26 protein-coding genes are annotated in these 25,906 nt (G+C 64.9%); 11 read left to right on the forward strand and 15 right to left on the reverse strand.

The genetic code is table 11. The features are described from left to right. Window positions 1-9 precede the first annotated feature (9 nt). Window positions 10-690 (reverse strand): envelope integrity protein Cei, encoded by a 681-nt coding sequence (cei, locus tag ACOQFP_RS20020; protein ID WP_341245255.1) that lies wholly within the window; start codon window positions 688-690, stop codon window positions 10-12. A 543-nt stretch (window positions 691-1,233) separates the two neighbouring features. On the opposite strand from cei, the gene ACOQFP_RS20025 reads away from it, so the two are divergent. Further along, on the forward strand, window positions 1,234-1,536 hold the full coding sequence (locus ACOQFP_RS20025) for a DUF4193 domain-containing protein (protein WP_206488309.1): 303 nt from the start codon (window positions 1,234-1,236) through the stop codon (window positions 1,534-1,536). Window positions 1,537-1,660: 124 nt separating this feature from the next. On the opposite strand, the gene ACOQFP_RS20030 is transcribed toward ACOQFP_RS20025, so the two are convergent. Continuing rightward, window positions 1,661-2,131 carry a DUF3093 domain-containing protein gene (locus ACOQFP_RS20030; RefSeq protein WP_206488775.1) on the reverse strand — a complete coding sequence of 157 codons (471 nt, stop codon included), beginning with the start codon at window positions 2,129-2,131 and terminating at the stop codon, window positions 1,661-1,663. A 205-nt stretch (window positions 2,132-2,336) separates the two neighbouring features. Between ACOQFP_RS20030 and dut the strand changes: the two genes are divergently transcribed. Together dut and ACOQFP_RS20040 are read left to right on the forward strand one after the other, a co-directional pair. Further along, window positions 2,337-2,807 carry a dUTP diphosphatase gene (gene dut, locus ACOQFP_RS20035; RefSeq protein ID WP_206488776.1) on the forward strand — a complete coding sequence of 157 codons (471 nt, stop codon included), beginning with the start codon at window positions 2,337-2,339 and terminating at the stop codon, window positions 2,805-2,807. 64 nt (window positions 2,808-2,871) lie between these two features. Next, the gene (locus ACOQFP_RS20040; RefSeq protein WP_421585319.1) at window positions 2,872-3,726 is read left to right on the forward strand and encodes a DUF3710 domain-containing protein; all 855 of its coding nucleotides are present in this window, start codon (window positions 2,872-2,874) and stop codon (window positions 3,724-3,726) included. Here ACOQFP_RS20040 and ACOQFP_RS20045 read toward each other — a convergent pair. Further along, window positions 3,704-4,450: an alpha/beta fold hydrolase gene (locus tag ACOQFP_RS20045; RefSeq protein ID WP_421585320.1), complete on the reverse strand. Its 747-nt coding sequence runs from the start codon at window positions 4,448-4,450 to the stop codon at window positions 3,704-3,706. The genes ACOQFP_RS20040 and ACOQFP_RS20045 overlap by 23 nt on opposite strands. Before the next feature lie 166 nt (window positions 4,451-4,616). Here ACOQFP_RS20045 and ACOQFP_RS20050 point away from each other — a divergent pair, with 166 nt between their 5' ends. Both ACOQFP_RS20050 and ACOQFP_RS20055 read left to right on the forward strand, forming a co-directional pair. Then, window positions 4,617-4,994, forward strand: coding sequence for an OB-fold nucleic acid binding domain-containing protein (locus tag ACOQFP_RS20050; RefSeq protein WP_206488314.1), 378 nt, complete (start codon window positions 4,617-4,619; stop codon window positions 4,992-4,994). Window positions 4,995-5,115: 121 nt separating this feature from the next. Further along, entirely contained in the window at window positions 5,116-5,769 is a 654-nt protein-coding gene (locus tag ACOQFP_RS20055; protein ID WP_421585381.1) for a DUF3159 domain-containing protein, read from the forward strand. Here ACOQFP_RS20055 and ACOQFP_RS20060 read toward each other — a convergent pair. After that, window positions 5,743-6,402 carry a potassium channel family protein gene (locus tag ACOQFP_RS20060; RefSeq protein ID WP_421585321.1) on the reverse strand — a complete coding sequence of 220 codons (660 nt, stop codon included), beginning with the start codon at window positions 6,400-6,402 and terminating at the stop codon, window positions 5,743-5,745. The two genes, ACOQFP_RS20055 and ACOQFP_RS20060, sit on opposite strands and share 27 nt — an antisense overlap. A gap of 49 nt (window positions 6,403-6,451) precedes the next feature. Further along, a complete protein-coding gene (locus tag ACOQFP_RS20065; protein ID WP_421585322.1) occupies window positions 6,452-7,117 on the reverse strand; it encodes a potassium channel family protein in 666 nt (221 codons plus the stop codon). A 172-nt stretch (window positions 7,118-7,289) separates the two neighbouring features. Between ACOQFP_RS20065 and ACOQFP_RS20070 the strand changes: the two genes are divergently transcribed. Both ACOQFP_RS20070 and ACOQFP_RS20075 read left to right on the forward strand, forming a co-directional pair. Then, window positions 7,290-9,287 (forward strand): APC family permease, encoded by a 1,998-nt coding sequence (locus ACOQFP_RS20070; RefSeq protein WP_206488322.1) that lies wholly within the window; start codon window positions 7,290-7,292, stop codon window positions 9,285-9,287. Next, window positions 9,284-10,555, forward strand: a complete 1,272-nt coding sequence (locus ACOQFP_RS20075) for a class I SAM-dependent RNA methyltransferase (RefSeq protein WP_421585323.1) — start codon at window positions 9,284-9,286, stop codon at window positions 10,553-10,555. Before ACOQFP_RS20070 ends, ACOQFP_RS20075 begins: the two co-directional genes overlap by 4 nt. A gap of 26 nt (window positions 10,556-10,581) precedes the next feature. Here ACOQFP_RS20075 and ACOQFP_RS20080 read toward each other — a convergent pair whose 3' ends face one another. Beyond that, window positions 10,582-10,743: a hypothetical protein gene (locus tag ACOQFP_RS20080; RefSeq protein ID WP_206488324.1), complete on the reverse strand. Its 162-nt coding sequence runs from the start codon at window positions 10,741-10,743 to the stop codon at window positions 10,582-10,584. A gap of 25 nt (window positions 10,744-10,768) precedes the next feature. Here ACOQFP_RS20080 and ACOQFP_RS20085 point away from each other — a divergent pair, with 25 nt between their 5' ends. Beyond that, complete coding sequence (locus tag ACOQFP_RS20085) at window positions 10,769-11,290, forward strand: CGNR zinc finger domain-containing protein (RefSeq protein WP_341243871.1); 522 nt, start codon at window positions 10,769-10,771, stop codon at window positions 11,288-11,290. A gap of 38 nt (window positions 11,291-11,328) precedes the next feature. Here the strand turns inward: ACOQFP_RS20085 and ACOQFP_RS20090 are convergent, their stop codons facing one another. Beyond that, window positions 11,329-12,168 carry an ABC transporter permease gene (locus ACOQFP_RS20090; protein WP_421585324.1) on the reverse strand — a complete coding sequence of 280 codons (840 nt, stop codon included), beginning with the start codon at window positions 12,166-12,168 and terminating at the stop codon, window positions 11,329-11,331. Next, a complete protein-coding gene (locus ACOQFP_RS20095) occupies window positions 12,165-13,160 on the reverse strand; it encodes an ATP-binding cassette domain-containing protein (protein ID WP_421585325.1) in 996 nt (331 codons plus the stop codon). Before ACOQFP_RS20095 ends, ACOQFP_RS20090 begins: the two co-directional genes overlap by 4 nt. A 183-nt stretch (window positions 13,161-13,343) precedes the next feature. Here ACOQFP_RS20095 and ACOQFP_RS20100 point away from each other — a divergent pair, with 183 nt between their 5' ends. Both ACOQFP_RS20100 and ACOQFP_RS20105 read left to right on the forward strand, forming a co-directional pair. Beyond that, window positions 13,344-14,096: a sigma-70 family RNA polymerase sigma factor gene (locus tag ACOQFP_RS20100; RefSeq protein WP_421585326.1), complete on the forward strand. Its 753-nt coding sequence runs from the start codon at window positions 13,344-13,346 to the stop codon at window positions 14,094-14,096. Further along, window positions 14,093-14,866: an anti-sigma factor gene (locus tag ACOQFP_RS20105; RefSeq protein WP_206488333.1), complete on the forward strand. Its 774-nt coding sequence runs from the start codon at window positions 14,093-14,095 to the stop codon at window positions 14,864-14,866. Before ACOQFP_RS20100 ends, ACOQFP_RS20105 begins: the two co-directional genes overlap by 4 nt. A 54-nt stretch (window positions 14,867-14,920) precedes the next feature. On the opposite strand, the gene glsA is transcribed toward ACOQFP_RS20105, so the two are convergent. Beyond that, window positions 14,921-16,747 carry a glutaminase A gene (gene glsA, locus ACOQFP_RS20110; protein ID WP_421585327.1) on the reverse strand — a complete coding sequence of 609 codons (1,827 nt, stop codon included), beginning with the start codon at window positions 16,745-16,747 and terminating at the stop codon, window positions 14,921-14,923. Between the two features lie 180 nt (window positions 16,748-16,927). On the opposite strand from glsA, the gene dxs reads away from it, so the two are divergent. After that, window positions 16,928-18,808, forward strand: coding sequence for a 1-deoxy-D-xylulose-5-phosphate synthase (dxs, locus tag ACOQFP_RS20115; protein WP_421585328.1), 1,881 nt, complete (start codon window positions 16,928-16,930; stop codon window positions 18,806-18,808). Between the two features lie 59 nt (window positions 18,809-18,867). Here the strand turns inward: dxs and ACOQFP_RS20120 are convergent, their stop codons facing one another. The 6 genes from ACOQFP_RS20120 to ACOQFP_RS20145 all read right to left on the reverse strand — a co-directional run bounded on the left by ACOQFP_RS20120 (window position 18,868) and on the right by ACOQFP_RS20145 (window position 25,875). Then, window positions 18,868-19,131 carry a YciI family protein gene (locus ACOQFP_RS20120; RefSeq protein WP_421585329.1) on the reverse strand — a complete coding sequence of 88 codons (264 nt, stop codon included), beginning with the start codon at window positions 19,129-19,131 and terminating at the stop codon, window positions 18,868-18,870. Between the two features lies 1 nt (window position 19,132). Beyond that, window positions 19,133-20,530 carry a sugar porter family MFS transporter gene (locus tag ACOQFP_RS20125; protein ID WP_206488341.1) on the reverse strand — a complete coding sequence of 466 codons (1,398 nt, stop codon included), beginning with the start codon at window positions 20,528-20,530 and terminating at the stop codon, window positions 19,133-19,135. A 222-nt stretch (window positions 20,531-20,752) separates the two neighbouring features. Then, on the reverse strand, window positions 20,753-21,499 hold the full coding sequence (locus ACOQFP_RS20130; protein ID WP_421585330.1) for an SDR family oxidoreductase: 747 nt from the start codon (window positions 21,497-21,499) through the stop codon (window positions 20,753-20,755). Between the two features lie 95 nt (window positions 21,500-21,594). Beyond that, the gene (gene sigJ / locus ACOQFP_RS20135) at window positions 21,595-22,464 is read right to left on the reverse strand and encodes an RNA polymerase sigma factor SigJ (protein ID WP_421585331.1); all 870 of its coding nucleotides are present in this window, start codon (window positions 22,462-22,464) and stop codon (window positions 21,595-21,597) included. Between the two features lie 82 nt (window positions 22,465-22,546). Next, on the reverse strand, window positions 22,547-24,652 hold the full coding sequence (locus ACOQFP_RS20140) for a 3-hydroxyacyl-CoA dehydrogenase NAD-binding domain-containing protein (protein WP_421585332.1): 2,106 nt from the start codon (window positions 24,650-24,652) through the stop codon (window positions 22,547-22,549). Then, complete coding sequence (locus tag ACOQFP_RS20145; protein WP_206488349.1) at window positions 24,649-25,875, reverse strand: thiolase family protein; 1,227 nt, start codon at window positions 25,873-25,875, stop codon at window positions 24,649-24,651. The genes ACOQFP_RS20140 and ACOQFP_RS20145 overlap by 4 nt, the downstream gene beginning before the upstream one ends. Between the last annotated feature and the right edge of the window lie 31 nt (window positions 25,876-25,906).

Here is a 25,906-nt window from a genome sequence, read left to right on the forward strand (position 1 = left end):
CGGTGGATCTCAGCAGCGTGCTTGGCGTGCGGCCGCAAGGAGGTCGGAGTCGAGGGGCTGGGGTGGGGCACCCGGCGCGGTGGCGGCGAGCGTACGCAGTACTTCCTCTGCGTCGTCGCCGGGCTGGATCTCGCTGAAGTACGTCCCGAGCGCGAGGTCGACCGTGTCGTCGGTGCGGGAATCTTCGATGAGCTCGGCGCACGGCGCTACCAGCCACACTGCGCTCGCCGCAGCGAGACCGGCCGGACCGAAGCGAATCTGGCCCTGGCACTGCATGTTCTGGTCGACGTAGACCGGATCGTTGCCGACCTGGACGTCCGGTGCACTTGCGAATCCGTAATCACTGAGCTGGGCTGCCACGTGGGCGGCCTGACCACGCTCACCGTTGGCGTTGAACACGCGTACCTTCGATGCCGACAGAGCCGCCGGCTCGACGTCGAGCAGTGTCGTGGGATCGACTTCGTTCCCCAGCGGAGCAGGCTGCGTTCCGTCGGTGGCCGCCGTGGTGGTCGGTGCATTGCATTCGGCGGTGGTCGTGGTGGTTTCGGAGGTGGTGAACACCTTGACCCAGACCAACACGCCCAGCAGGGCGAGCACCGTGAACACCGCGATGATGGGAAATGCGCGGCGGCGACGGAACGGACGACCTCGATCGTCGGCCGAATGGCCTTCGGTGATCAGAGAAACCACAGTTGATCTTCGCCTTTCCGTCGGCAGTCGCCGAGACCGGTCACAGGGTCGGTTCACACCGACGCGGTGACTACTGTAGATGCCCGCGCGCTCGGGCGGCGGCACACAGGGCCGAGCCCTGCTCGACTGCCGTGCCCGGGGCCCGATTCGTTGCTCGAAACCGGCACGTGGGCGAATTCGAGCGGCCACGGAATGAAGCCGGTCTTCCGGGTGTTGATGCGGCGTGCAGGCACCCGGTGGGCTCACCGGCGATTCGTTTTCGACTTTGTCACCGGCTTCGGCTATTGTCTGGCGGCCGCGGTGCTTCGGAAACGGATGCCGATGCACTGTCGATCTGATGAGCGAGGTCCCGAGCGGGTTTCGATCAGCGAGTTCTGGGAACTACCCGGTGTAGTTTCGGGCACCGCGTGACGACAGACGATTTTTGACAGACATGAATATCGGTGGGAGCAAGAAAGAGCCCTCTTCACAGCCGACGGCCACAAGCCGACCCATCGGCAGCCTCCACTACACACACGCACGAAGATGAGGGGTACGAGAACAGTGGCAACCGACTACGACGCACCGAGAAGAACAGAATCCGATGATGTGTCGGAGGATTCTCTCGAGGAGCTGAAGGCCCGCCGCAACGAGGCTCAGTCCGCAGTGGTGGATGTGGACGAATCCGACACTGCCGAGTCGTTCGAGCTTCCGGGCGCTGACCTGTCCGGCGAGGAACTTTCGGTTCGGGTGGTCCCCAAGCAAGCGGACGAGTTCACGTGCTCGAGCTGCTTCCTGGTGCATCACCGCAGCCGACTGGCCAGTGACGCAGGCGGCGTACTGATGTGCCGCGACTGCGCGGCTTGATCAGATGAGCACAGACCCGCTTGATCGGGTCTGTGCTGCGGATCTTCGAGGAGCTGGTGGTTCCTCGAAGATCGCAGAGGCGGTGAAAGCGCAGAAGCGGTGAAAGCACAGAGGTTGTGAAAGCTCAGCGGCCTTCTACGCCATGAGCGGTCAGCACCGCCAGCAACGCCTCGGGGCGTTTGGTGCTGACCAACCAGTACGGTGTCGGGTCGTTCGGATCGTCGAGGACCACGATCACCATCTGCTTCACCCAGGTGCGGTGCTGTACGAAGGCAAGCGGATCGAGTTGCCTGCCCAGCGCCGCACTTTTCGCAGTTGCGGGCACGATTGCTGCCTTGGACGCCACGTCGAGCGGCAGATGGGCTCCACCGACGCGCAACTCGACCCCGGTGGAGTCGGGACCTGCCACGACGTCGACGCGGAGCCTGCTGAAGGCGTACAACGCCCAGGCGAACAACGGAATCAAGACCACGTACGGAAGCCAGGCCCGGACGCCGGGGGCACCCATGTGGACCTCTGCCGCCAGCAGCACCGCCAGCGCGAGGCCGGCCGCCCACCACCAGATGGGCACCCAGAGCCGCTCGGAGTAGAGCACGGAGCCGGAGGGCACCGGCGACCCGACGGGCGGAGTGGAGTCGTCGGACTCCGAGTTGGCATGTTCGGCCTGTCGATCTGCAGTCACGAGTCCCAGGGTAGTCGCCACGTCGAGTCGGGAGTGGGCCAGCGTAGTCTCGTTCGACGTGAGCGACGAAGTCACCGAGACCGGCAACGATGCGTCCACCGATCGGTCCCTGGCACCGATGCAACCCGCATCTGCGTTGTCCGAGGTCCGGGTTCGCCGACTCGATCCCGGGCTACCGGTGCCGACTCGAGCACACGAAGGAGACGCGGGAGTCGATCTGCGGATCACGGCCCCGGTCACGATTGCTCCGGGCGAACGCGTCCTGGTGGGGACCGGTATCGCGCTCGCTCTGCCGTTGGGGACCGTCGGACTGATACACCCACGTTCGGGCCTGGCCGCGAAATCGGGACTGTCGGTCGTCAACACCCCGGGCACCGTCGACGCCGGCTACCGCGGGGAGATCAAGGTGTGTCTGATCAACCACGATCTGCACACTCCGATCGTCCTCGAGCGCGGCGATCGCGTCGCGCAATTGATCGTGCAGCGGGTGGAATTGGTGACGTTCGTCGAGGTGAACGAACTGGACGAGACCGTACGAGGGGCCGGTGGGCACGGTTCGACGGGCGGCCATGCGAGTCTGAAGCAGTGACTGCCGCTACGAGATTCGCCGGTATCAGGCATCGTGCAAGCAACCGAGAAGAAGAGGACTGAACATGTTCGGACGGCGTAAGAAGAACGACGCCGGCAGTGCCTCCGCGCCCGGTGCGGAGCCATTCGTCGACGGAATCGAAGACGAAGACGACGAGGTGGACACGGACGCCGCCACCGAGGGCCCGCATGATCTGGCGGACCTCGACGAGGACCGGGAAACCATCGCGCAGACGCGCCTCGACCTCGGATCGGTACTGATCCCGCTGCCCGAGGGCGGTCAGCTCCAGGTCGAGATGTCGCAGGCAGGCAGTCCGCAAGCAGTGCACATCGTCACTCAGTTGGGGCGCATCACCATTGCTGCCTACGCCGCACCGAAGTCGCCCGGTCAGTGGCGTGAGGTGGCCGCGGACCTGGCCACCTCGCTCCGCAACGACAAGGCCGAGACGACCATCGAGACGGGGCCGTGGGGACGCGAGCTGCACGGGGTGACGGTCAACGCCGATCTGCGTTTCATCGGAGTCGACGGCTACCGATGGATGGTTCGCTGCGTGCTGGCCGGACCGTCGGGCGCGGTGAGCGAGGGGCAGCCGCTCGTCCAACTCGCCCACACGATACTTCGGCAGACCGTGGTCGACCGGGGCAACGACCCCCACCCGGTTCGGACACCGTTGCCGGTGGTGCTACCTCAGGTGCTCTCCGAGCAACTTGCGGCTGCCGCACAGCAACAGGCGGCAGCGCAGCAGGCGGCCTCGCAACAGCCTGCCCAACAGCCCGCACAGCAGCCGCAGCAGGCGGCGAACGCCGAGACACCCGCTGCGCAGCAGGCGAATCCAGCCCAGGAGTCGGCCCCGACCGAACGCCCCCGAGCGCCGCGTCGCGGGGCGTCGGGATCGGCTATTCAACAGTTGGGTGGCTGACCCGACCCTCGAACGGATGCGGCCACGGTAGGCCGAGACCGTCGACGGCCGCACGTCCGAGGCAACCAGGATCCCGGCCGATGTCGTCCAGCGTCACCGAGCGCAGTGCGCAGTTCGGGATCGTGCCGGCCCACTGCCGCGCGATGTCGATCGGATGCACCGCGTCGTCCACAGCGCCGACGACGACTGTGGGCAGCTGGATTCGTGCGAGTCCGGCGAGATCGAGGCTGCTGTACCGTGCCGCCTCGTCCAATGCGTCCGGGAGGCCCGGCCACTGGGCAGCCCAGGACCGGCGCAAGGTACGCGCGAGCCATTCGGGACTCGACGATGCCATTGCCGCGCTGACGGCCTCGAGCCCGTCCTCGCGCAGGGATCGGGCGGTCAACCGAGCGCTCGTGGCCGCGGGGGAGTCCGACGGATCCCCGGTCCACGCCGGTAGTGCGAGTGCGAGCGCGATGGTGCTCGACGGATTGTCGAGAGCCCATCGTGCCGCGACTGCAGCACCGAGGGAGATTCCTGCGACGAGGATCGGACCGTGCAGACGTGCCGCGTGGTCCAGGGCAGCGAGGTAGCTCTCGACCACCCCGGCCGGATCGGGTTCGACCGCGAGAGTGGTCGATCCCACAGCGCTCAGCGCTGCCGAGAATGCGTCATCGGCGAATCGGGCATCCGATCCCGTACCAGGTAGAACGACTGCGGCGGGGGTATCGAGTCGGCTGCGCACGAGACGATTGTGCACGCCTTTCTGCTCACGCGTGGCGATGGTTGGTCACCGTGACCCATCGGGTCTACAGTGGCGAAGTACCCGCCCTGACGAGGCAAACCCCACGTCGCCGCAAGTGCTCCGAGGAGTGGAGCGTGCGGAACGACTGACAACGCTGGAGCGCAGAATGGCACCCGCTGCCGCAGGATACTTTCGCCGGTTGACGCGAAAGTTGACCGAGGACATCGAACAACTCGACGCCGAGGAGATGGCTGAATCCTCGGAAGCGTCCGGTGCCCGACGCGCGTGCGATTGCACGCGCGGTGAGGAAGTCACGATGTTGGGACGGCTGCGCAGCGTCGAAGCGTGTTCGAAGGCCGCCAACGCCAACATCGAGGCCGAGTTCTTCGACGGCACCGATACGGTGACGCTGGTCTGGATCGGTCGCCGCAAGATCGCCGGAATCGAGCCGGGAAAGACCGTGCTCGTTCGCGGACGCGTCGGCGAACGCGAAGGGCACAAGATCGTCTACAACCCCTATTACGAATTGCGCGACGACAGCTGACCGTCGCCGGTATGGCACTCTCGTTGTCGTGACCAACAGTGACAACGGCGTGCCACACCCCAAGACCCCGAGTACGCCGGAACCCACGGACGACGGGCCGACGCCTGACAATGTCGAGAAGGTGGCTCCCACCGTTCTCGAGCAGCTCGGCGGAGTGCGTGGGCTCCTGTACTCCACGTTGCCGGTGATCGTCTTCGTCCCGGCGAACAGTTACTTCGGCCTCGGCGTTGCATTGTGGGCGGCCCTGGGCGTCGCAGCCGCGGTGCTGGTGTGGCGTCTGGTTCAGCGCAGCCCCATTCAGCCGGCGATCTCGGGATTCTTCGGCGTGGGCATCTGTGCATTCATCGCATACCGCACCGGAGATGCCAAGGGCTATTTCCTGTTCGGCATCTACACCTCACTGGTGTACGGCGGGGCATTCGTGGTGTCGGTCCTGGCGCGGTGGCCGCTGGTGGGAGTGATCTGGGGTTACCTCAACGGCAAGGGGACGGCGTGGCGGCACGATCGCTCCGCGGTGCGCTACTACGACCTGGCCACGATCGCCTGGGCTGCAGTGTTCGGTGCCCGGTATCTCGTGCAGTCGCAGCTCTACGACTCGGATCAGACCGGCTGGCTCGCCGTCGCTCGCATCGGCATGGGGTGGCCGCTGACCGGAGTGGCGTTGCTGGTCACGCTGTGGTCCGTGCGTCAGGCCGACCGCGCCCTCGAGATCGCCTCGGGTGCGGACCGGGCCGACGGGACGCTGCCGTCAGATCAGACCGACCGCAGCACGTAGTTCGTTCTCTACCTCTTTCGCGGCGACGAACAGCAGTTCGTCGCCGCCCTCGAGCGGATCGTCGTTCTGTGGAACGATCACTCGGCCACCGCGCAGAATGGTGACCAACGCCGCATCCCTGGGCAATCGAAGCTTCCTGACCGGCTTTCCCGCCAACGGAGTGTTCTCCGGAAGGGTGATCTCGACGAGGTTCGCCTGACCCTTGCGGAATGTCATCAGGTGCACGAGATCGCCGACGGAGACGGCTTCTTCGACCAGCGACGCGAGCATGCGCGGCGTCGACACGGCAACATCGACGCCCCATGCGGCGTCGAACAGCCACTCGTTTCGTGGATCGTTGACTCGTGCCACCACTCGATCGACGCCGAACTCGGTCTTGGCCAGCAGGCTGAGCACCAGGTTGGCCTTGTCGTCGCCGGTGGCGGCGATCACCACGTCGTAATTCTGGAGCTCGGCGGTCTCGAGCAGGCTCAGTTCGCAGGCGTCGGCCAGCACCCATTGTGCTTCCGCGATGGCGGCCTGATCGATGTGATCGAGCTTGCGTTCGAGGAGCATCACGTCGTGCCCGCTGCGGATCAACTCGCGAGCGATGGATCTGCCGACTGCGCCGGCACCGGCGATGGCGACTTTCATGGCATCCCGTTCGGATCGGTGTAGTGGGGCTGGGTTGGTGCTGGTGTCATCAGTGGTCCGCGGGCGGTGGATTGCCGGCCAGCGCCAATGCTTCGGCCACGGTTCCCGACACGGCAGCGACGTAGATCTCGTCTCCCGCCTGGATCACCGTTCGCTTGTCCGGCAGCAGTCCCGAACCGAATCGGATGACGAACGCCGCTCGCGATCGGGTGGCATCTTCGAGGACCGACAACTTCTTGCCGATCCACCCGTCGTGGCAGTCCAACAGGACCACCGCCACGCTGCCCGAGGGGTCCCGCCATTTCGTGGTCGGGTCGTCGCGCAGCAGGTTGTGCAGAAATCTGTCAGTGGCCCACGGAACCGTTGCCACGGTGGGGATGCCGAGCCGCTCGTACACTGCGGCGCGCTTGGCATCGTAGATTCGTGCGACGACCTTCTCGACGCCGAACGTCTCGCGCGCCACGCGGGCGGCGATGATGTTGGAGTTGTCCCCGGAGGACACCGCCGCAAAGGCCTCCGCCTTGTCGATTCCGGCTTCCACCAGAACATCTCGGTCGAATCCCATGCCGACGACCCTGGGGCCGGTGAAATCCGGATCGAGTCGCAGGAACGCCGCCTCGTCGCGATCGATGATGGCCACCTCGTGGCCGATCCGTTGGAGCGCACCCGCCAGCGATGCGCCCACGCGGCCACATCCCATTACAACTACGTACAACGCCCCAGCTCCGTCCCGAACTCGATCTCGATCTCGATGGTCGTCACTGCCACCGTGTAAGCGTGCACCAACGTATCCGGCCTTCGTCGGCGAATCGAGCCAGGGTGTCTTCTGGCGGTGTTTCCGACGCTCGCCCGAGACGCCCGGCCGGCGACGGCCTACGCTTCTCCCCGTGTCCAAGCTTTCGACTGCCGCCAAGCGGCTGGTGCTGGGTAGGCCTTTCCGCAGCGACAAGCTGGGCCATACGCTGTTGCCCAAGCGGATCGCGCTTCCGGTCTTCGCCTCCGACGCGATGTCCTCGGTCGCGTACGCCCCCGAAGAGATCTTCCTCGTGCTGTCGGTGGCGGGAATCTCCGGAGTCGCGTTCACGCCGTGGATCGGACTCGCCGTAGCAGTGGTCATGGCCGTCGTCGTCGCCAGTTACCGGCAGAACGTGCATGCCTACCCGTCGGGTGGCGGCGACTACGAAGTCGCGACGACCAACCTCGGCCCGACGGCGGGGCTGACCGTCGGCAGCGCCCTGTTGGTCGATTACGTACTGACGGTCGCGGTGTCGATTTCCGCGGCCGCGTCGAACATCGGGTCGGCAGTTCCGTTGGTGGCCGAACACAAGGTGCTGTTTGCAGTCGTGGCGATCGTGCTGATCACCTCGATGAACCTGCGCGGCATCCGAGAATCCGGTGCGGCTTTCGCCATCCCCACGTACGCGTTCATGTTCGGCATGGTGCTGATGATCGGCTGGGGATTGTTCCGGGTCTACATCTTGGGTGAGGACGTGCAGGCCGAGTCTGCGGCGTTCGATCTGAAGGCCGAGGATTCACATCTGTACGGCATTGCCTTCGCGTTCCTGATCGCCCGAGCGTTCTCCTCGGGTTGTGCGGCGCTGACGGGTGTCGAAGCGATCAGCAACGGCGTCCCGGCCTTCGAGAAGCCGAAGTCTCGCAACGCCGCAACGACCCTGCTGCTACTGGGATTGATCGGGACAAGCCTGCTGATGGGCATCATCGTGCTCGCTCAGACGGTGGGCATCAAGTACGCCATGGATCCCGCGTCGCAGCTGGTCGGTGCACCGGACGGGTACGTGCAGAAGACGTTGATCGCCCAGTTGGCCGAGACTGTCTTCGATGGCTTCCCGGCCGGGTTCTTCTTCATCACCACCGTCACCGCGCTGATCCTCGTACTGGCGGCCAACACGGCCTTCAACGGGTTCCCCGTGTTGGGTTCGGTCCTCGCGCAAGACCGGTATCTGCCCCGCCAACTGCACACCCGCGGCGATCGACTGGCGTTCAGCAACGGGATTCTCTTCCTGTCCGGTGCTGCCATCACGTTCGTGGTCGTCTTCGGTGCCGAGGTGACCAAGCTCATCCAGCTCTACATCGTCGGGGTGTTCGTCTCGTTCACGCTGAGCCAGACGGGCATGGTTCGGCACTGGACGCGGCTGCTCGCCGCCGAGACCGACCGCGAATCGCGTCGGCGAATGATGCGATCGCGCGTGGTCAACAGTGTGGGCCTCGTCATGACCGGAACGGTGTTGGTGATCGTGCTGATCACCAAGTTCGCCGCCGGTGCCTGGATCGCGATCGTCGCGATGGTCTTGATCTTCGGCTTGATGCGCTTGATCCGGAAGCACTACGACACGGTGGCGAGCGAGCTGGAGGACGAGGAGTGGGACGGCGTGCTGCCCAGCCGCACCCACTCGATCGTGTTGGTGTCGAAGTTGCACATGCCGACGTTGCGCGCATTGGCGTATGCCCGTGCGACGAGGCCGGACACGTTGGAAGCGGTGACGGTCAACGTGGACGAGGCCGATACGCGTGAGCTGGTGCGGCAATGGGAAGCGAGCGATGTCTCGGTACCGCTGAAGGTCGTCGAGTCCCCGTACCGTGAGATCACCAAGCCGGTGCTGGACTACGTCAAGCGGGTCCGACGCGACTCCCCACGTGACGTGGTCACCGTGTTCATCCCGGAGTACGTCGTGGGGCACTGGTGGGAGCAGGTTCTGCACAATCAGAGCGCGCTGCGTCTGAAGTCTCGGTTGCTGTTCCAGCCGGGTGTGATGGTCACCAGCGTGCCGTGGCAGCTGCATTCCGCCGAGAAGGCGCGCAAAGAGGTACTCGGCAACGCGCCGGGAGCGTCGCGTCGAGGCTACGAACCACCGGTGGGCAAGTGAGCGAGAGTTGGTCCGGGCTTCTGGTCGAAGTGGAGCTCGGAGCCCCGGGGCACGGCGGGTTCTGTGTGGCTCGTCACGACGGCCGGGTGATGTTCGTGCGGCACGGTCTGCCCGGGGAGCGTGTGTTGGCCAAGGTCACCGAGGATCGCGGTAAGTCGTTCTGTCGGGCCGATGCCGTGGAGATCCTGACGCCGTCGAAGGATCGGGTCGAGGCGGTGTGTCCCATCTCCGGTCCGGGTGGGTCCGGTTGCTGTGATTACTCCCACGCGAGCCTCGAGGCCGGCCGAGCCATGAAGGCCGCCGTGGTCGCCGAACAACTGCGCCGGGTCGCTGGAATCGAGCGTGAGGTTCTGGTGGAGGAACTGCCCGGAACCGGTGACGGACGAGGCTGGCGAACTCGGGTGCGACTCGTTGTGGACGCCGGCGGCCGACCTGGTTTCCACCGTTATCGAAGTAGCTCGATCCTGGCCGAGCTCGGGTGTCCCCAAATGGATTCGCTTGCCTACGAAGGCCTGTCGGACACGCGATGGCGAGCGGGCTCGGAACTGCAGGTCGTGGTTGACGGCTCGGGCGAGCGGCATGTCGTGGAGATCGCTCCGGCACAGGTCTCCGATACCGGCCGTCGGTCTCCCGGTCGACGCGGGGCATCCGCTCGTCGGGCTGCGTCGTCACGGACCCGACCGGAAAAGGCCGTGATCGGCTCGGGTCGGGTGACGGAGTACGTCTCGAACAGATCCTGGACCCTCGACGCCACCGGTTTCTGGCAAGCCCATCGCGGTGCGGCTCAGATGTACACCGACGTGGTGACGGAATGGGCGGACGCCTCCCCGGGGGAGGGTGCGTGGGATCTCTACGGCGGCGTCGGGGTGTTCGCGGCGGCGCTCGCCGCCGGGGTCGGATCGGACGGGCACGTCTCCAGCGTCGAATTCTCTCGACGGGCGGCCGAGGACGGTCGTTCGGCTCTCGTGGATCTGCCGCAGGTCTCGTTCGTGCCGGGACGCGTCGAGCGTTCGTTGGAGGCGTTGGCGCAGCCGGTGTCGGTTGCGGTGCTCGATCCTCCTCGTGCGGGGGCTGGACGGGGCGTGATCGACGCCCTCGCCGTCCGGCGCCCCCGTTCGGTGGTGCACGTCGGCTGTGATCCGGCGTCGTTCGCGCGAGATGTGAGCCTGTACCGGGCTGCGGGCTACGAGCTGACCGACATCCGCGCGTTCGACGCCTTTCCGCTGACCAGTCACGTCGAGTGCATCGGCCGCTTCGTCCGGAGGTAGTGCGGCCGTCGAACTGCGTCGCCCGGTCATGCGGGGTGAGCCACTTCGGCGACTGCGGCGAAGGCCTCGGTGGGCACGGTGACGATGCGTTGGGCACCACATCGGCACCCTTGGTATCCGACGAGGCCCTCGCTCGTGTCGTGGGTGGAGTGGGTGGTCCAGGTGTGTGTGGTGTGCTCTGTGTGCATTCTCCCACTGTGATGTAATGGTCTTATGCACATCAACCCTTACGGGGAATATGCGGTGAAACTGGGCATCGACCTGCTCAACAGTCCACCCGCCTCAGCGGCCGAACTGGGAAACCGCTGCGTCGATGCCGGTCTCGTGCCGGACTGGACGGCAACCGAGGCCGATCTGGTGGACACCATGGCGTTCCTGCGTGACTGGGCCGGCGTGGTGGACGCCGACACCGATCACGAGCGAGCCGAGGCGCTCAACGCTCTCCTCGCCCAGGCCTCGGCCTACCCGAGGTTGACCGACCACGCCGGTGACGGATGGCACATGCACTACCGCGACCCCAATATCGAGCTCGGCGGCGTCATTCGGGCCCTGGTGAGCGTCGGCACAGCCTTGCATCTGACGGGGCGCGGGATGTCCCGCCTCGGTCGCTGCGCGGCCACCGACTGCGATCTCGCCTTTGCAGACACCTCCCGGACGGGCAGACAGCGGTACTGCGGGACGGTCTGCTCCAACCGGGACGCGGTACGCAGGCATCGAGCACGAGCGATGCCGTGATCGGCCCGGGAGCTCGGTCTCGGGCTGGTGGTTTCGCGCTAGGACTTTCGGTTGTACAGGCGCATCGTGATCGGTCCGAACACCGCGAGTAGGACGGCGCTGAGCACCAGCGTCATGGCCAGTTGGCCGGTGTCGACGTCTCCGTCCATCAGGCCGCGCAGCGTGGTCACCAAGAAGCTGACCGGATTGACATCGACGAACGCACGCAGCCAGCCCGGCATGGTGGCCGGATCGACGAAGATGTTGCTCGCGAACGTCAGCGGAAACAGGATGAACATCGACATACCCATCACGGCGGCCTCCGTGCGCACGATCATCGCGATCATGGTCCAGACCCAGGACAGGCAGAACGAGAACACCAGGAGCAGACCGATCGAGGCCAGGACTCCGACGAACCCGCCCTGCGGTCTGAACTCGAGTATCAAGCCCAGGATCAGCACGATGACCGAGGCGAGCGTGTAACGGACCACGTCGCCGAGCAAGGCTCCCACCAACGGTGACGGGCGCCAGATGGGCAGCGATCTGAATCGGTCGAAGACGCCTTTCTCGATGTCCTTGTTCATCGTCACGCCGGTGTACATCGTGATCATCACCACGGTCTGAACCAGGATGCCGGGAAGCAAGAACTGGATGTAGGCGTTGGTGGACCCGGCGAGCGCGCCGCCGAACAAGTACGTGAACAGCAGTGTGAACATGATCGGGAAAGCCGTCACATCGAACAGCTGCTCGGGCACGTGCTTGATCTTGAGCAGCGCCCGCCACCCGAAGCTCAACGACGTCGACAGCGAGGACGGCCGCGCGGGACGCGGGCCTGCAGCGTCGAGCACGTCGACGATGATCGATTTCTGCGGCATCGGCTGATGGGTGTCGGCGGTCATGATGCAACCTCTCGATCGGATCCGGATGGATCGGGCGTTCGTTCGGTATCCACTCCCGATCCAGCCTCGTGGCCGGTGAGGGCAAGGAAAACCTCGTCCAGGCTCGGTTGCCCGAGCGCGAAGGATGCGATGGAAATTCCCGCCGCGTCGAGCGCGGGGAGCACGGGGGTCGCCTGTGCCGGGTTGTCCAATCGCGCTGTGATGGCCGAGGGGTCTTGATCCTCGATCACGCTGCCGCCGAGTAGTTCTCGCAGGATCCCGGCAGCGGCAGGTCGCTGCGTGACATCGAGTACTCGCAGATGGAGCGAATTGGATCCCACCGATGCCTTCAGCTCGCCCGTCGTACCTTCGGCTATCACCTTGCCGCGGTCGATGACCGCGACGCGCCCGGCCAGCTGATCTGCCTCGTCGAGATATTGAGTGGTCAGCAACACCGTCGTCCCGCCGGCCACCAGCGCCCGGACGATTTCCCAGACGTGGTTGCGGCTGCGCGGATCCAGTCCGGTGGTCGGTTCGTCCAGAAAGATCAGCTCGGGGGTGACGATGATGCTGGCCGCGATATCGATGCGTCGACGCATTCCGCCCGAGTAGGTCTTGACCTGCCGAGATCCGGCATCGGCGATATCGAACGCGGTCAGCAGCTGCTCGGCCCGCGACCGGGCTGCAGGCCGCGAGTACCCGAGCAGACGAGCGAGCAGGACCAGATTCTCCGTACCGGTCAGATCCTCGTCCAGTGAGGCGAACTGGCCTGTCAGAGCGACCTTCTGCCGCACCGCCTCGGCCTCGGTCGCGACGTCGTGTCCCAGCACGCGCGCAGTACCGCCGTCGATGGGCAGGAGCGTGGCCAGCATTCGGATGGTGGTGGTCTTGCCTGCGCCGTTCGGTCCGAGTACTCCGTACACCCCGCCCGAGGGAATGGACAGATCGACGCCGTCGACTGCTGTGTTCGTTCCGAATCTCTTGATCAGACCGTGTGTTTCGATCGCCGTCATCTCTGCCGATTCCTCCCGCGAGCAGTTCGCCCGCTGATCCACGATTTGTCCGATTCTCCGCCAAGAATGACCCGTGGTTCGAGTCGGTGCAAATGATTTCGTGTCTGTCGACCATCCGTTCGCCGGATTGTTCCGAATATGTACTGCGGCGGGAAAACGCGGAGGTTTCGATATGAGAGCGCTATGACCACTAGTGTCGTGTTCGATGAACTCGATCATGAACCCGTCTGTTGGGACGACCTTTCGATGAGCGCGCCGTTTTCCGACGCGTCCCGATCCTCGGACACAGGCCGTGACCACACGTCCGACGCCGCAGAAGACTCGGTGGCAGCGGATGCGGTGTGCGCCGTCCCCAGCCCGCAGCTCAAGAACTTGCGAGCCGACGAAGCGGACCGGCTGCGCCCGTTGATGGCCCTGGTTGCACAGGGCGATCGGGTGGCGTTCGCGGAGCTGTACGACGCCACGTCCGCTCGGGTCTACGGGATGGTGCTCAGGGTGCTCCGTGACCCTGGATACAGCGAGGAAACCGCTCAGGAGGTATTTCTCCAACTGTGGCGTTCGGCACCCAATTACGATCCGAATCAGGGCAGTCCACTCGCGTGGATCATGACCCTGGCGCATCGTCGTGCCGTGGATCGCGTTCGGAGCGAGCAGTCCGGTACCGACCGTGAGGCCGCGTACGGTGCCGTGAGCCATGCGTCAGAACACGACGAGGTGCTCGAGACCGTCACCCAGAGGCTCGAATCGGAGGCAGTGGTGGCCTGTCTCGAAACATTGACCGATACGCAGAGCGAGTCGGTACGAATGGCTTACTACAGCGGTTACACCTACCGCGAGGTTGCGGAGCGGCTCGGGGTCGCGGTTCCGACCATCAAATCGCGTATACGAGACGGACTGATCAAATTGAAGACATGCCTGGGGGTGACCTCGCAATGAACGAATCATCACGGCAACGCCTGTTCGACGACGCGGAGGTCTACGCCCTTCACGCCATTACCGATTCCGAGCGACGCGATATCGAGACCGAGCGGCAACGGGTCGACGACACGGCCCGCGCGCAGTTCGACGTCCTCGTGAGCGAGATCCACGAGACCCTGGCGTTGGTGGCCGCGATCGACGCGACCCCTGCACCCGACCGACTTCGCCGGGTGGTTCTCGATCGAGTCGCGGCCAGCGGCCAAGATCCCACGGTCCGGGAGCCGACGGTTCGGGAAACTCCGTCCAATGTCACTCCGTTGCACCGACATCGGCGCGAGCGCTCGAAGACGTGGCGATACTCGATGATGTCCGCTGCCGCCGCAGTGATCGTTGCAGTCGGCGGCGTGGTGGTCGTCACCCAGACGATGGGCAACGACGCGCAGCCATCTCAGGTGGAGCAGATCGTGGCCGCTCCCGACGCACGCCAGGCCACGGCAGATTTCCCCGGAGGCGGCACGGCCACCGTGTCCTACTCACTGTCTCGGGACGCCGTCGTGGTGACTCTCGACGGTGTACCGCAACCGCCGCCGGGACGCGCGTACCAGATGTGGTTCGTGGACGGTACGCCGCGATCGGCTGGTGTGATGACGGACGAGGAGATCACCTCGAAATCCGGCACAGTGGTCGATGGCCTCGGTGCCGCGACCAATTTCGCGTTCTCACTCGAGCCCGCCGGTGGATCACCGCAGCCCACCCAGGTGCTCACGATGCTGACGCTGAACGCCTGAGCAGGTCACGCTCGCCTCGGGCGGTTCGACACGCGGGCGGTTCGACATTCGGGATCAGAGTCCGATGTCGAACCGCCCGAGCGCTTTTATCACCGCTGTCATCTGGCCGTACGCGCCGGTGGCGAGATTCTCCAACAGAGCCAGCTTGACTCCGGGCGCGTCCGCGGTCAGCGCCTCGAAGTGCGGCACCGACACCACGACGAGGTCGACCGGGGTATCTGCCACCATGTCGAGCAGAAAGGGCACCGCCATCAGCAGCGGCATCTCGCCGAAGCTCATTCCGGGCGAGAGAGTCGTGATGCGGTGCCTACCGCCGTCGGCCGCGACGGCACGCGACGTCACCTCTCCGCGCAGCACCAGGAACAGGCCTGCGGCCGCGTCGCCTTTGTGCACGATGACCTCGCCGCGCGCGTAGTGCCGCGGCTCGAGGTACGCAGTGACGGCCTGATACTGGGCGGCCGAGAGCCCCGCGAGCAGCGGATGCTCGGCGGCGGTGATGGCGGCAGGTTGGCGCACTCCGGTGCAATGGCGATCGAGCAGAAGGTTCTCGGCCCATTCGACGGCCGATCCCAGGCTCGAATAGACCCGGCCCGCCGGATCGGCCGGGTCGAGACTCGACGTGGTGAGCCCCAGAATCGCCCGAGGGTCCACCACACTCATCACACAGCCGTGTTCGGCGAGCTCGCGACGTAGGTCCTCGAACATGGTGCGGGCGATGGTACCGACCTCGTCGACGCCGCGGACATCGATGACGAGGGCGTCCAATTCACGATCCAGGTTCCCGATCTCACGCACTGCCGTCTCTGCGCCCGAGAACAACAGGTCACCGTGCAGCTCGTAGACGCGGCCGCGGTCTCCCACCGCGGCCAACGTGGCCTGCTCCACATCCGAACGCCGTTTGCGCGAGGGGGCTTCGGTGACGACGTAGCGGCGACGAATCGAGGATTTCGCGGCCCGAGTGACGTGCAGGAAGTGCAGTTCGAGGCGAGTCGAGAGCTCCCGGCAGGCCGCGACTCCCCGCACGCTGTTGCCATGGGAATCGAGCCGCGGTGAGTACACGGCGATACCCATCTGGCCGGGCAGTACCGCGAGAATCCCGCCGCCGACTCCGCTCTTGGCGGGCATCCCCACCCGGGCGACCCAGTCGCCTGCGCCGTCGTACATTCCGCACGTCGTCATCACCGAGAGCACCCGTTCGACGAGGGCCGGTGCCAGCGCGCGTTCTCGGGTGCGTGGGTTGACCCCGTTGTTGGCCATGGTGGCTGCCATCATGGCCAGGTCTGCTGCAGTGACGTCTATCGAGCATTGACGAAAGTACAGATCGACGGCGGCATCGGGATCGTGGTCGATGATGTCGAACGAACGCAGCATGTATCCGATGGCACGGTTGCGGTGGCCGGTACGCGCCTCGGAGGTGTAGACGGCATCGTTGAAGGTCAGCGACCTGCCTGCGTATCGCGAGTACGAGGCGCGAATCCGCTCGAATCGATCCCGGGCATCGCGGCCGGCCACGAGTGAGGCCGCCGTGATCGCGCCGGCGTTGATCATCGGGTTGCGCGGCCGCTCGGTGACGGGGTCGAGGCTGATTTCGTTGAACGGCTCACCGGAGGGCTCGATGTCGATCTTGCCTGCGACCACGTCGAGTCCTCGATCGGCCAGAGCCAGTGCATAGGTGAACGGTTTGGAGATGGACTGGATCGTGAAGGGAACCCTGGTGTCGCCGACTTCGTAGACATAGCCGTCGGTGGTCGTCAGCGCGATCCCGAAGCCGTCGGGCGTGACCGCAGCGAGTTCGGGAATGTAGTCCGCCACGTGTCCGCTGGTGTCGTCTCGGCACAGTTCGTGCACTCGGCAGAGGATGGCATCGACGACGTTGCTCATGTTCGACACTGTAGGTGGGATGTCCGATTCGACACGCGCGAGGTTAGGGGCGGCTGACCGAAACTGTCCGGCCGTTCAGCGGTAGTGTCACCGAGACCATGCTGGGCGGAGCAGCGGAGGTGCATCGACTCCGTAGACTCGAGTTCTTGATGTGTGAACCGGCCGGAGGGAGCGATCTCGTTGGGTGTCCTAGCGCGAATTCAGACGCCCGAGGACTTGCGCGACCTCGGTAGTGCGGAGCTGGCAGAACTGGCTCGCGAGATCCGGGCCTTTCTGGTCGAGAAGGTCTCTGCCACCGGCGGCCACCTGGGGCCGAACCTCGGCGTGGTGGAACTGACCCTGGCGATCCACCGCATCTTCGATTCTCCGCGAGATCCCGTCATCTTCGACACCGGCCACCAGGCCTATGTCCACAAGATGCTCACCGGGCGCACAGGTCAGTTCGACACGCTCCGCAAGCAGGGCGGCCTGTCGGGCTACCCCTCACGAACCGAGAGCGAACACGACTGGGTCGAGTCCTCGCACGCCTCGGCCTCGCTGTCCTACGCAGACGGCTTGGCCAAAGCGTTCGCGCTCAAGGGCGAGACCGATCGGCACGTCGTCGCCGTCGTCGGCGACGGGGCGCTCACCGGCGGAATGTGTTGGGAGGCACTCAACAACATCGCAGCGGGCCGCGACCGCTCCTTGGTCATCGTCGTCAACGACAACGGTCGCTCGTATGCCCCGACGATCGGTGGTCTTGCCGATCATCTGGCGGCTCTGCGGCTCCAGCCCGAGTACGAGAAGATCCTGGACAACGGGCGCCGGATCGTGCGCAAGATTCCGGTCATCGGACCGACTGCTTACACGATGCTGCACGGCATGAAGGCGGGGGTGAAGGACGCCATCAGCCCGCAGGTGATGTTCACCGATCTCGGCATCAAGTATCTGGGTCCGGTCGACGGCCACGATCAGCACGCGATGGAATCCGCGCTGCGTCGTGCCAAGGCCTACGGCGGACCGGTCATCGTCCACGCAGTGACGCGGAAGGGTATGGGGTACGTCCATGCCGAGAACGATGTCGCCGATCAGATGCACGCCACCGGTGTCATAGATCCAGCGACCGGTCTGGCGCGGTCGAAGTCGGCTCCGGATTGGACCTCGGTGTTCTCGGCAGCGCTCATCGAGCAAGGAGAGCGGAACGAGGACGTCGTTGCGATCACCGCCGCGATGGCCGGGCCCACCGGGCTGGCGGAGTTCGGAGTTCGGTTCCCCGACCGGATGTTCGACGTCGGTATCGCCGAACAGCATGCGATGACGTCGGCTGCTGGTCTTGCACTCGGCGGCGTGCACCCGGTGGTGGCCATCTACTCGACCTTCCTCAACCGAGCGTTCGACCAGTTGCTCATGGATGTGGCGTTGCTCGGGCTACCGGTGACCGTGGTTCTGGACCGCGCGGGTATCACCGGGGCCGACGGTGCCAGCCACAACGGCATGTGGGACATGTCTCTCCTCGGAATCGTGCCCGGCATGAAAGTGGCGGCACCGCGCGACGCCGAGACACTGCGGGAGGAGTTGGCGGAGGCGATCGCAACCTCCGACGGTCCGACCGCGCTGCGGTTCCCGAAAGGAGCGGTCACCGAGACCGTGTCGGCAGTGCGCCGATTGGACGGCATCGTCGATGTGCTGACCGAACCGTCCGATGCGACGGGTGACGTTCTGATCGTTGCGATCGGTGTGTTCGGCGCATTGGCTCTCGAGGCAGCGAACAAGCTTCGCCGCGACGGCATCTCGGTGGCGGTCGTGGATCCGCGGTGGGTGCTGCCCGTCCCGCAGTCGTTGCTGAAGTTGGCCGAGGACTACCGACTGGTCGTGACCATCGAGGACAGTGGTCTGCACGGCGGCATCGGATCGGCCCTGTCGGCGGCCCTTCGCGGGGCGGGGGTCGACACACCGTGTCGCGATCTCGGTGTGCCACAAGCATTCCTGGATCACGCATCGCGCGAGCAGCTCCACCAAGAGCTCGGCCTCACGTGCGAGGACGTGGCGCATCGCGTCTCGGACTGGGTCAAGAGTCTCTGACCCGAGTCCTCCGACCGTTGTCCGGTCCTCGTATAACGCTGGAACGAGCTGTCAGCGCCTCACGTGGCTCGTTCTTCGACCCGAACGTGCTCGATGAGGTTGGCCAGTGCGAACGGGTCGTGCGCGACGATGCGTTCCACACTCGCCTTGTCTGGACCGTCGACGATCAAGGTTGCACCGCTGTGGTCCGCCAGTGGGCGCGAGGACCGGAGGATCTTACGACGCTCGAGTTCCCGTAGCCACGCCCTGTGATCGGTTCGGTGATCATCACGGCCCGAGGACGTTTCGGCGGAGTACTTGTATTCCACGACAAAAGTCGGCATGTCAGATCACCATGTCCTCGAGCTCCATACCCTTGGTTTCCTTGATCTTGTACTTGACGAAGAAGAACGACAGGATCGCGAAGAACGCGAAGAACGAGTAGATGAATCCCAGTCCGATGGTGTCGGACAGCGGCGGAAATGCCAGGGTGATTGCGAAGTTCGCGATCCAGTTCGCTGCAGTACTGATACCGAGAGCGACGGCACGCATGCGGTTGGGGAACATTTCTCCGAGCATCACCCACATGATCGGGCCCCAGGTGGCGGCGAAGAAGACGACGAAGAGGTTGGCACCGACGAGCGCCACCGGGCCCCACGGTGATGGCAGTTCCAATTGATCACCGCTGCCCACGGCCTGCGTGAACGAGACGGCCGCGAGTACCAATCCGACGAACATCCCGATCGAGCCGATCATCAGTAGATTTCGTCGCCCGAATCGGTCGACGAACAAGATGGCGACGAACGTCATCGTGACGTTGATGACAGAGGTGATGACCGAGGTCACGAACGACTGGTTCTCGCTGAATCCGACGGACTTCCAGAGCGTCGTCGAGTAGTAGAAGATCGCGTTGATTCCGACGAATTGTTGCAGGATCGCCATCGTGATGCCGACCCAGACGATGGGCTGCAGGCCGAACTTGGGTCCACGGATATCCCCGAACGACGACGCCGACTCCCGCCGCAACGTCAGGCGGATTTCCTTGACCCGCTCGTTCGGGTTCACCTCGCCGCTGATGTCGGCGAGAATGCGCGCCGCCTCCTCGTCGAGGTGCTTGCCGACGAGGTACCTGGGGGACTCCGGAATGAGAGTCGCGAGAAAGCCGTAGACGAGAGCAGGTGCGACACCGACGAGGAACATCCACCGCCAGGCTTCGAGTCCGAACCACAGATCGTTGGACGGCCCACCGGCCGCATTCTGCAGCACGGCGTCGGAGAGCAGCGCTGCGAAGATGCCGATGGTGATCGCCAACTGCTGCAACGACGCCAAGCCGCCGCGATAGCGGGCCGGTGCGATCTCCGAGATGTACGCGGGCGCGATCACCGACGCGATACCGATGCCCAGCCCGCCCAGGACACGCCACAGCATGAGATCCGGGACGCTGAAGGCGAATCCGGACCCCACCGACGAGATGGTGAACAGCGCGGAACCGAGAAGCATGACCTTCTTTCGGCCCCAACTGTCGGCGAGGCGGCCGGCGAACCAGGCACCGACTGCGCATCCGAGCAGCGCGATGGCCACCGCGAAACCGGTGACGAACGACGACAGAGCGAAGTTTTCCTGAATGGAATCGACCGCGCCGTTGACGACCGAGGAATCGAATCCGAACAGGAAGCCGCCGACGGCAGCGGCGATAGTGACTCCGATAACTTTGGCGGTGTGCCGATCGGTTGGTTGTGTCATCGCGTGACCCAGCTTTCGAGGTGAACCAGCGTCCGTGGTGGTCGTTCGCCATCATCGTCCTCGGTACTGCGATATGGGTGCGAAATGGACTCGATTTTCGGCACGTTGTCTTCGGCATTGTTCGGAAGGGTGAATTGTCCGAAATTCAGCTGCTCGAACTCGACGTTATGGACGAAATTTCACCGAATGTTGTCCACAACTTCGAGTTCGACGAGATGCGACTCAGTGCTTCTGGGTGGCCAACCACTGATCGAATGTCTGACGACCGTGATCCGAATCGGTTGCGGTGACCAGCGTTCCGTCTCGCATCGCGCGACCGTATGCGCCGGGAATTGGGACTTCGAGCACCAGGCCCCGGGCACCGATCGATCGCACGTACTCACGGACCATCTCCGCCATACGTTTCTCGCGCGGCCCGCCGAGGTCCGGCACTCGTCCGGCCGGGGACATCTCCGCCAGCTCGAGCAGTCGTTCGGCGACCTCACTCGCGGCTATCGGTTGTGAGAGCATTTTCGGGATGATGCTCACTGGACCGAACGAGGTCTGGGCGCGAATCTGGGCGGCGAACTCGTGGAACTGGGTGGCGCGCAGGATCGTCCATGGAACCGAGCCAGCGCGAATAATGTTCTCCTGCTCCACTTTTCCTGCGTAGTAGGCATGCGGTGCTCTGTCCACACCCACGATGGACAAGGCGAGATGGTGTCCGACACCTGCGGCGCTCTCGGCGGCGAGCAGGTTGCGGGTGACAGCGGAGAAGAACTCCGTGGATTTCCGCGCTGACACCGTCTTCGTCGACGCCACGTCGATCACCACCTCGACGCCGGCCATGGCGTCGGACAGTCCGGAGCCGCTGACCAGATCGACACCCGACGATCGCGACAGCACGACTACCTCGTGTCCGCGTGCACGAGCGACCTCGACGACATGCTCTCCTACGGTTCCGGTTCCACCGGCCACGGCTGTCTTCATGGCGACTTCCACCTGTTCTTCGAGAGGGTCGGACCCGACGGGTAGTGGGGTCTCGACTCTCTGACGACGTAGCGGAGCCAAATGTATGGCGAAGGTCAGGGCCAGTGTCGGAGTTTGTCCGGGTTGAGCACGATCCAGATATCGGACACCACATCGTCCGCGGTGCCGAACCCGACGACGCCGACCACCTGGTTGCTGCGTCGGATCACGATGCCGGACAGGCCGTTGACCGGTTCGATGGACCAGTTCAGGTCGGTCGCCTTGGCGGTGATCCCACGAATGAATCGAGCGACCCGCTCGGAGCCGACAATGGGATTGCGAGCCGCAGTAACTCGTCCGCCTCCGTCGCTGACCAGGGTGACATCCGGGGCGAGCAAGGAAATCAGCAACGACGTGTCTCCACCACCCGAGGCCATCGCGAAAGCTCGGACGACACGATCGTGCTCGACGGAGTCGGCGGAGGTGATCGGGCGGCGGCCGTGCACACGTTTTCGGGCGGCAGAAGCGAGTTGGCGGCAGGCCGCAGGGGAGCGGTCGAGTACGGTCGCGATCTCCTCGAACGGTACGGCGAATGCATCATGGAGCACGAACGCGACTCGTTGCGCAGGACCGACCGATTCGAGAAGGACGAGTAGCGCGAGAGTCACCGAATCCTGCTGTGCAACCAGATCGGCCGGGTCGGGGGCGCTCGAATTCACGGTGCCGAGGCCGAGACCGTGGACGGGTTCGGGCAACCACTGACCGACGTAGTGCTCGCGGCGAACACGGGCCGAGCCGAGCAGGTCGAGACAGATGCGGCTGACGACGCGGGTCAGCCACGCCGAGGGAACATCGATGGCGTCGCGTTCGGCGTCGGTCAGTCGGTACCAGCGGACGAGAGCCTCGGATGCGGCGTCTTCGGCGTCGCTGTAGGACCCCAGCATTCGATAGCTGATGCCGATGAGCCGATCATGTTCGCCGTTCATCGGGTCACACGGTAGCCGAGTTCGAGGTTATGGACGAAAATCCGGAGAAATCCGTCCATAACCTCGAACTCGGCGGGTCGTACTAGACGCTGGCTACGCCCGGGGCGAGGAAGCGCTGACCGGTCGCGGCCTCGGAAGCGCCGCTACGGTCCAGGTACGGGGTGATACCGCCGTTCCAGAATCCGAAGCCGCCGCCGAGGAGCAGGCAGAGGTCGATGTCCTCGGCTGCCGCCACGACGCCTTCGTCGAGCATGATCCTGATCTCGTCGGCGAACGCGTTGCGGGTGCGCTCGAGCACCTGCTCGGCGGTCGACGGCGAATCACCCTGCGGCCACAGTGCGGCGACCTCGGGATCGACGACCTGGCCTTCGGGTCCGTAGGTCCACACACCGGGCTTCTTCGCCTCGACGAGAGCGCGGAACCCGGCGGAGTCCTTGAACCGCTCGGGGTACGCCTCGGCCAGCGTTTCGGCTGTGTGCAGGGCGACGGCCGGTCCCACGAGAGCCAGCAACGTCAGCGGGCTCATCGGCATGCCGAGTTCACCCACCGCGCCATCGGCGACATCGAACGGGGTGCCCTCGTCGATCGCGCTGATGATCTCGTTCGACGCGCGAGTGACCAGACGGTTGAACACGAAGCCCGGAAGATCCGCCGACAACACGGCCGACTTCTTGAGTGTCTTGGCCGTGGCGAATGCCGTTGCGAGAGTGGCATCGTCGGTCTTCTCGCCCTTGACGACCTCGAGCAGCGGAAGCACGGCAACGGGGTTGAAGAAGTGGAAGCCCACGACGCGCTCGGGGTTCTTCAGATCCGCAGCCATCTTCGTGATCGACAGCGAGGAGGTGTTGGTTGCGAGAATCGTTTCGGCCGAAACGAATTCCTCGACCTCGGCGAACACCTTCTTCTTCACGTCCAGGTTCTCGAAGACAGCTTCGATGACGAAGTCGGTCTTGGCGAAGGCGGACTTGTCGATCGAGCCGGAGACCAACGCCTTCAACCGATTCGCGGCATCGGGCGACAGGCGCTTCTTACCGAGCAGCTTGTCGATCTCGTCGTGTACGTAGCCGACACCCTTGTCGATGCGCTCCTGATCGATGTCGGTCAGGATGACCGGCACCTTCAGTTGACGCACGAACAGCAACGCCAGCTGGCTGGCCATCAAACCGGCACCGACGATGCCGACGCCGGAGATCTTGCGGGCGAGCGACTTGTCGGGCGCACCGGCCGGACGCTTCGCGCGCTTCTGAACCAAATCGAATGCGTACAGCCCGGCCCGCAGCTCGTCCTTGACCAGCAGGGTGGACAGGGCCTCGTCCTCGGCGGCGAAGGCCTTGTCGAGCGACGCCGAGTCGGTGATGTCGGTGCTCTTGGCGAGCTCGAGCAACTCGACGGCAGCGACGGGGCCGGGAGCGAAATTGTTGGTCTTTCCGGCAACGATTGCCTTGGCGCGGGCGATGGCGTCGTCCCAGGCCTGTCCGCGGTCGATCTCGGGACGGGCAGGAGTGATCTCTCCCTTGACGACCTGAGCGGCCCAGGCCAGGGACTGCTCGAGGAAATCGGCACCACCGAAGAGGGCGTCGGCGATGCCGAGCTCGAGGGCCTGCTGCGGCTTGAGGACGCGGTTCTGGTTCAGTGCGTTCTCGATGACGACGGTGACGGCGTTCGAGGCTCCGATGATGTTGGGCAGCAACTGAGTTCCGCCCCATCCCGGTACCAGGCCGAGGAAGGCCTCGGGCAGGCCGAGTGCGGCAGCGTTCTCCGCGACGGTCCGGTAGTGGGAGTGCAGTCCCACTTCGAGGCCGCCGCCGAGCGCTGCACCGTTGATGAATGCGAACGTCGGGATCGTGGACTCACGCAGACGGCGGAAGACCTTGTGGCCGAGCTGCCCGATCTGCAGCGCCTCGTCCTTGGTCTTGATGTTCGGCACACCGTTGAGATCTGCACCGACGGCGAAGATGAACGGCTTACCGGTGACGGCGACGGCCACCGGGTTGGCGGCGAACGCCTCGTCGAGAGCGGCGTCGAGCTTGGCCAGGCCGCCGGGACCGAACGTCGACGGCTTGGTGTGATCGAAACCGTTGTCCAGGGTGACCAATGCGATCGAACCCTCGAGGCCCGGAACGGACACGATCTTGGTGTACGCGTTCGTGACTACCTCGTCGGTGAACGCTGTGGTGATATCACTCATTTGGCTGCTCCCGAGTAGTCAGCGTGGTTGGGGTTCTCCCAGATGACGGTGCCGCCCATACCGAGACCGATGCACATGGTCGTCAGGCCGTAGCGGACGTCGGGTTGCTGAGCGAACTGGCGGCTGAGCTGCGTCATCAGGCGAACGCCCGAGGACGCGAGGGGGTGGCCACACGCGATGGCCCCGCCCCACTGGTTGACGCGGGGGTCGTCGTCGGCGATGCCGTAGTGCTCGAGGAACGCGAGCACCTGGATGGCGAAAGCCTCGTTGATCTCGAACAGCCCGATGTCATCGATGCTCAATCCGGTGCGGCCCAGCAGCTTTTCGGTCGCGGGAACCGGGCCGATGCCCATCACGGCGGGGTCGACGCCCGCGAAGCTGAAGCCGACCATCCGCATGCCGATGTTCAGGCCGAGCTCGTGCGCGGTGTCCTCACCGGCGAGGATCGCTGCGGTGGCACCGTCGTTGAGTCCTGCGGCGTTGCCGGCGGTGACGCGACCTGCAGGGCGGAACGGTGTCTTGAGCTTGGCGAGGTCCTCGACCGTCGTGCCGGGACGAGGGGGTTCGTCCTCGGTGGCCAGGCCCCACCCTTCGGCGGACTTGGTGGCGACGGGAACGAGGGTGTCGGCGATGTATCCGGCCTTCTTGGCGGCGTCGTACTTGTTCTGGCTCGAGACGGCGTAGGCGTCGGTGCGGTCCTTGGTGATGCTCGGGAACCGGTCGTGCAGGTTCTCGGCGGTGTTGCCCATCACCAAGGCGCTGGGGTCGACGAGCTTGTCGGCGAGGAACCTCGGATTGGGATCTACGCCTTCGCCCATCGGGTGGCGTCCCATGTGCTCGACACCGCCGGCGATGACGACGTCGTACTGACCGAATCCGATGCCCGATCCGGTCGTGGTCACCGAGGTCATCGCGCCTGCACACATGCGGTCGATGGCGAATCCGGGGACGCTGCGGGGGAGCCCGGCGAGCAAGGCCGACGTGCGGCCGATGGTCAGTCCCTGGTCGCCGGTCTGCGTGGTCGCAGCGATGGCGACCTCGTCGATGCGCTCGGGCGGCAGATTGGGGTTCTTTCGAAGAAGTTCACGGATCGCCTTGACGACGAGGTCGTCTGCGCGAGTGTCGGCGTACATGCCTTTGGGGCCTGCTTTGCCGAACGGGGTACGGATGCCGTCGACGAAGACGACATTCCTCTGTGAGCTGGTGGACGCGGGTACAGACACGCTTTTCGATCCTCCCGGCAGATGCGGACGA

The sequence above is a fragment of the Rhodococcus sp. MALMAid1271 genome (assembly GCF_049195265.1).
Classification (GTDB): Bacteria; Actinomycetota; Actinomycetes; order Mycobacteriales; family Mycobacteriaceae; genus Rhodococcoides.

Bases quoted from the DNA above. Each gene is read 5' to 3' on its own strand.
- dut (WP_206488776.1), top strand. From the start codon at position 2,337: ATGCAACCCGCATCTGCGTTGTCCGAGGTCCGGGTTCGCCGACTCGAT.
- ACOQFP_RS20040 (WP_421585319.1), top strand. From the start codon at position 2,872: ATGTTCGGACGGCGTAAGAAGAACGACGCCGGCAGTGCCTCCGCGCCC.
- ACOQFP_RS20050 (WP_206488314.1), top strand. From the start codon at position 4,617: ATGGCACCCGCTGCCGCAGGATACTTTCGCCGGTTGACGCGAAAGTTG.
- ACOQFP_RS20060 (WP_421585321.1), bottom strand. From the start codon at position 6,402: ATGAAAGTCGCCATCGCCGGTGCCGGCGCAGTCGGCAGATCCATCGCT.
- ACOQFP_RS20080 (WP_206488324.1), bottom strand. From the start codon at position 10,743: ATGCACACAGAGCACACCACACACACCTGGACCACCCACTCCACCCAC.
- ACOQFP_RS20085 (WP_341243871.1), top strand. From the start codon at position 10,769: ATGCACATCAACCCTTACGGGGAATATGCGGTGAAACTGGGCATCGAC.
- ACOQFP_RS20090 (WP_421585324.1), bottom strand. From the start codon at position 12,168: ATGACCGCCGACACCCATCAGCCGATGCCGCAGAAATCGATCATCGTC.
- ACOQFP_RS20095 (WP_421585325.1), bottom strand. From the start codon at position 13,160: ATGACGGCGATCGAAACACACGGTCTGATCAAGAGATTCGGAACGAAC.
- ACOQFP_RS20100 (WP_421585326.1), top strand. From the start codon at position 13,344: ATGACCACTAGTGTCGTGTTCGATGAACTCGATCATGAACCCGTCTGT.
- ACOQFP_RS20105 (WP_206488333.1), top strand. From the start codon at position 14,093: ATGAACGAATCATCACGGCAACGCCTGTTCGACGACGCGGAGGTCTAC.
- glsA (WP_421585327.1), bottom strand. From the start codon at position 16,747: ATGAGCAACGTCGTCGATGCCATCCTCTGCCGAGTGCACGAACTGTGC.
- ACOQFP_RS20120 (WP_421585329.1), bottom strand. From the start codon at position 19,131: ATGCCGACTTTTGTCGTGGAATACAAGTACTCCGCCGAAACGTCCTCG.
- ACOQFP_RS20125 (WP_206488341.1), bottom strand. From the start codon at position 20,530: ATGACACAACCAACCGATCGGCACACCGCCAAAGTTATCGGAGTCACT.
- ACOQFP_RS20130 (WP_421585330.1), bottom strand. From the start codon at position 21,499: ATGAAGACAGCCGTGGCCGGTGGAACCGGAACCGTAGGAGAGCATGTC.
- sigJ (WP_421585331.1), bottom strand. From the start codon at position 22,464: ATGAACGGCGAACATGATCGGCTCATCGGCATCAGCTATCGAATGCTG.
- ACOQFP_RS20140 (WP_421585332.1), bottom strand. From the start codon at position 24,652: ATGAGTGATATCACCACAGCGTTCACCGACGAGGTAGTCACGAACGCG.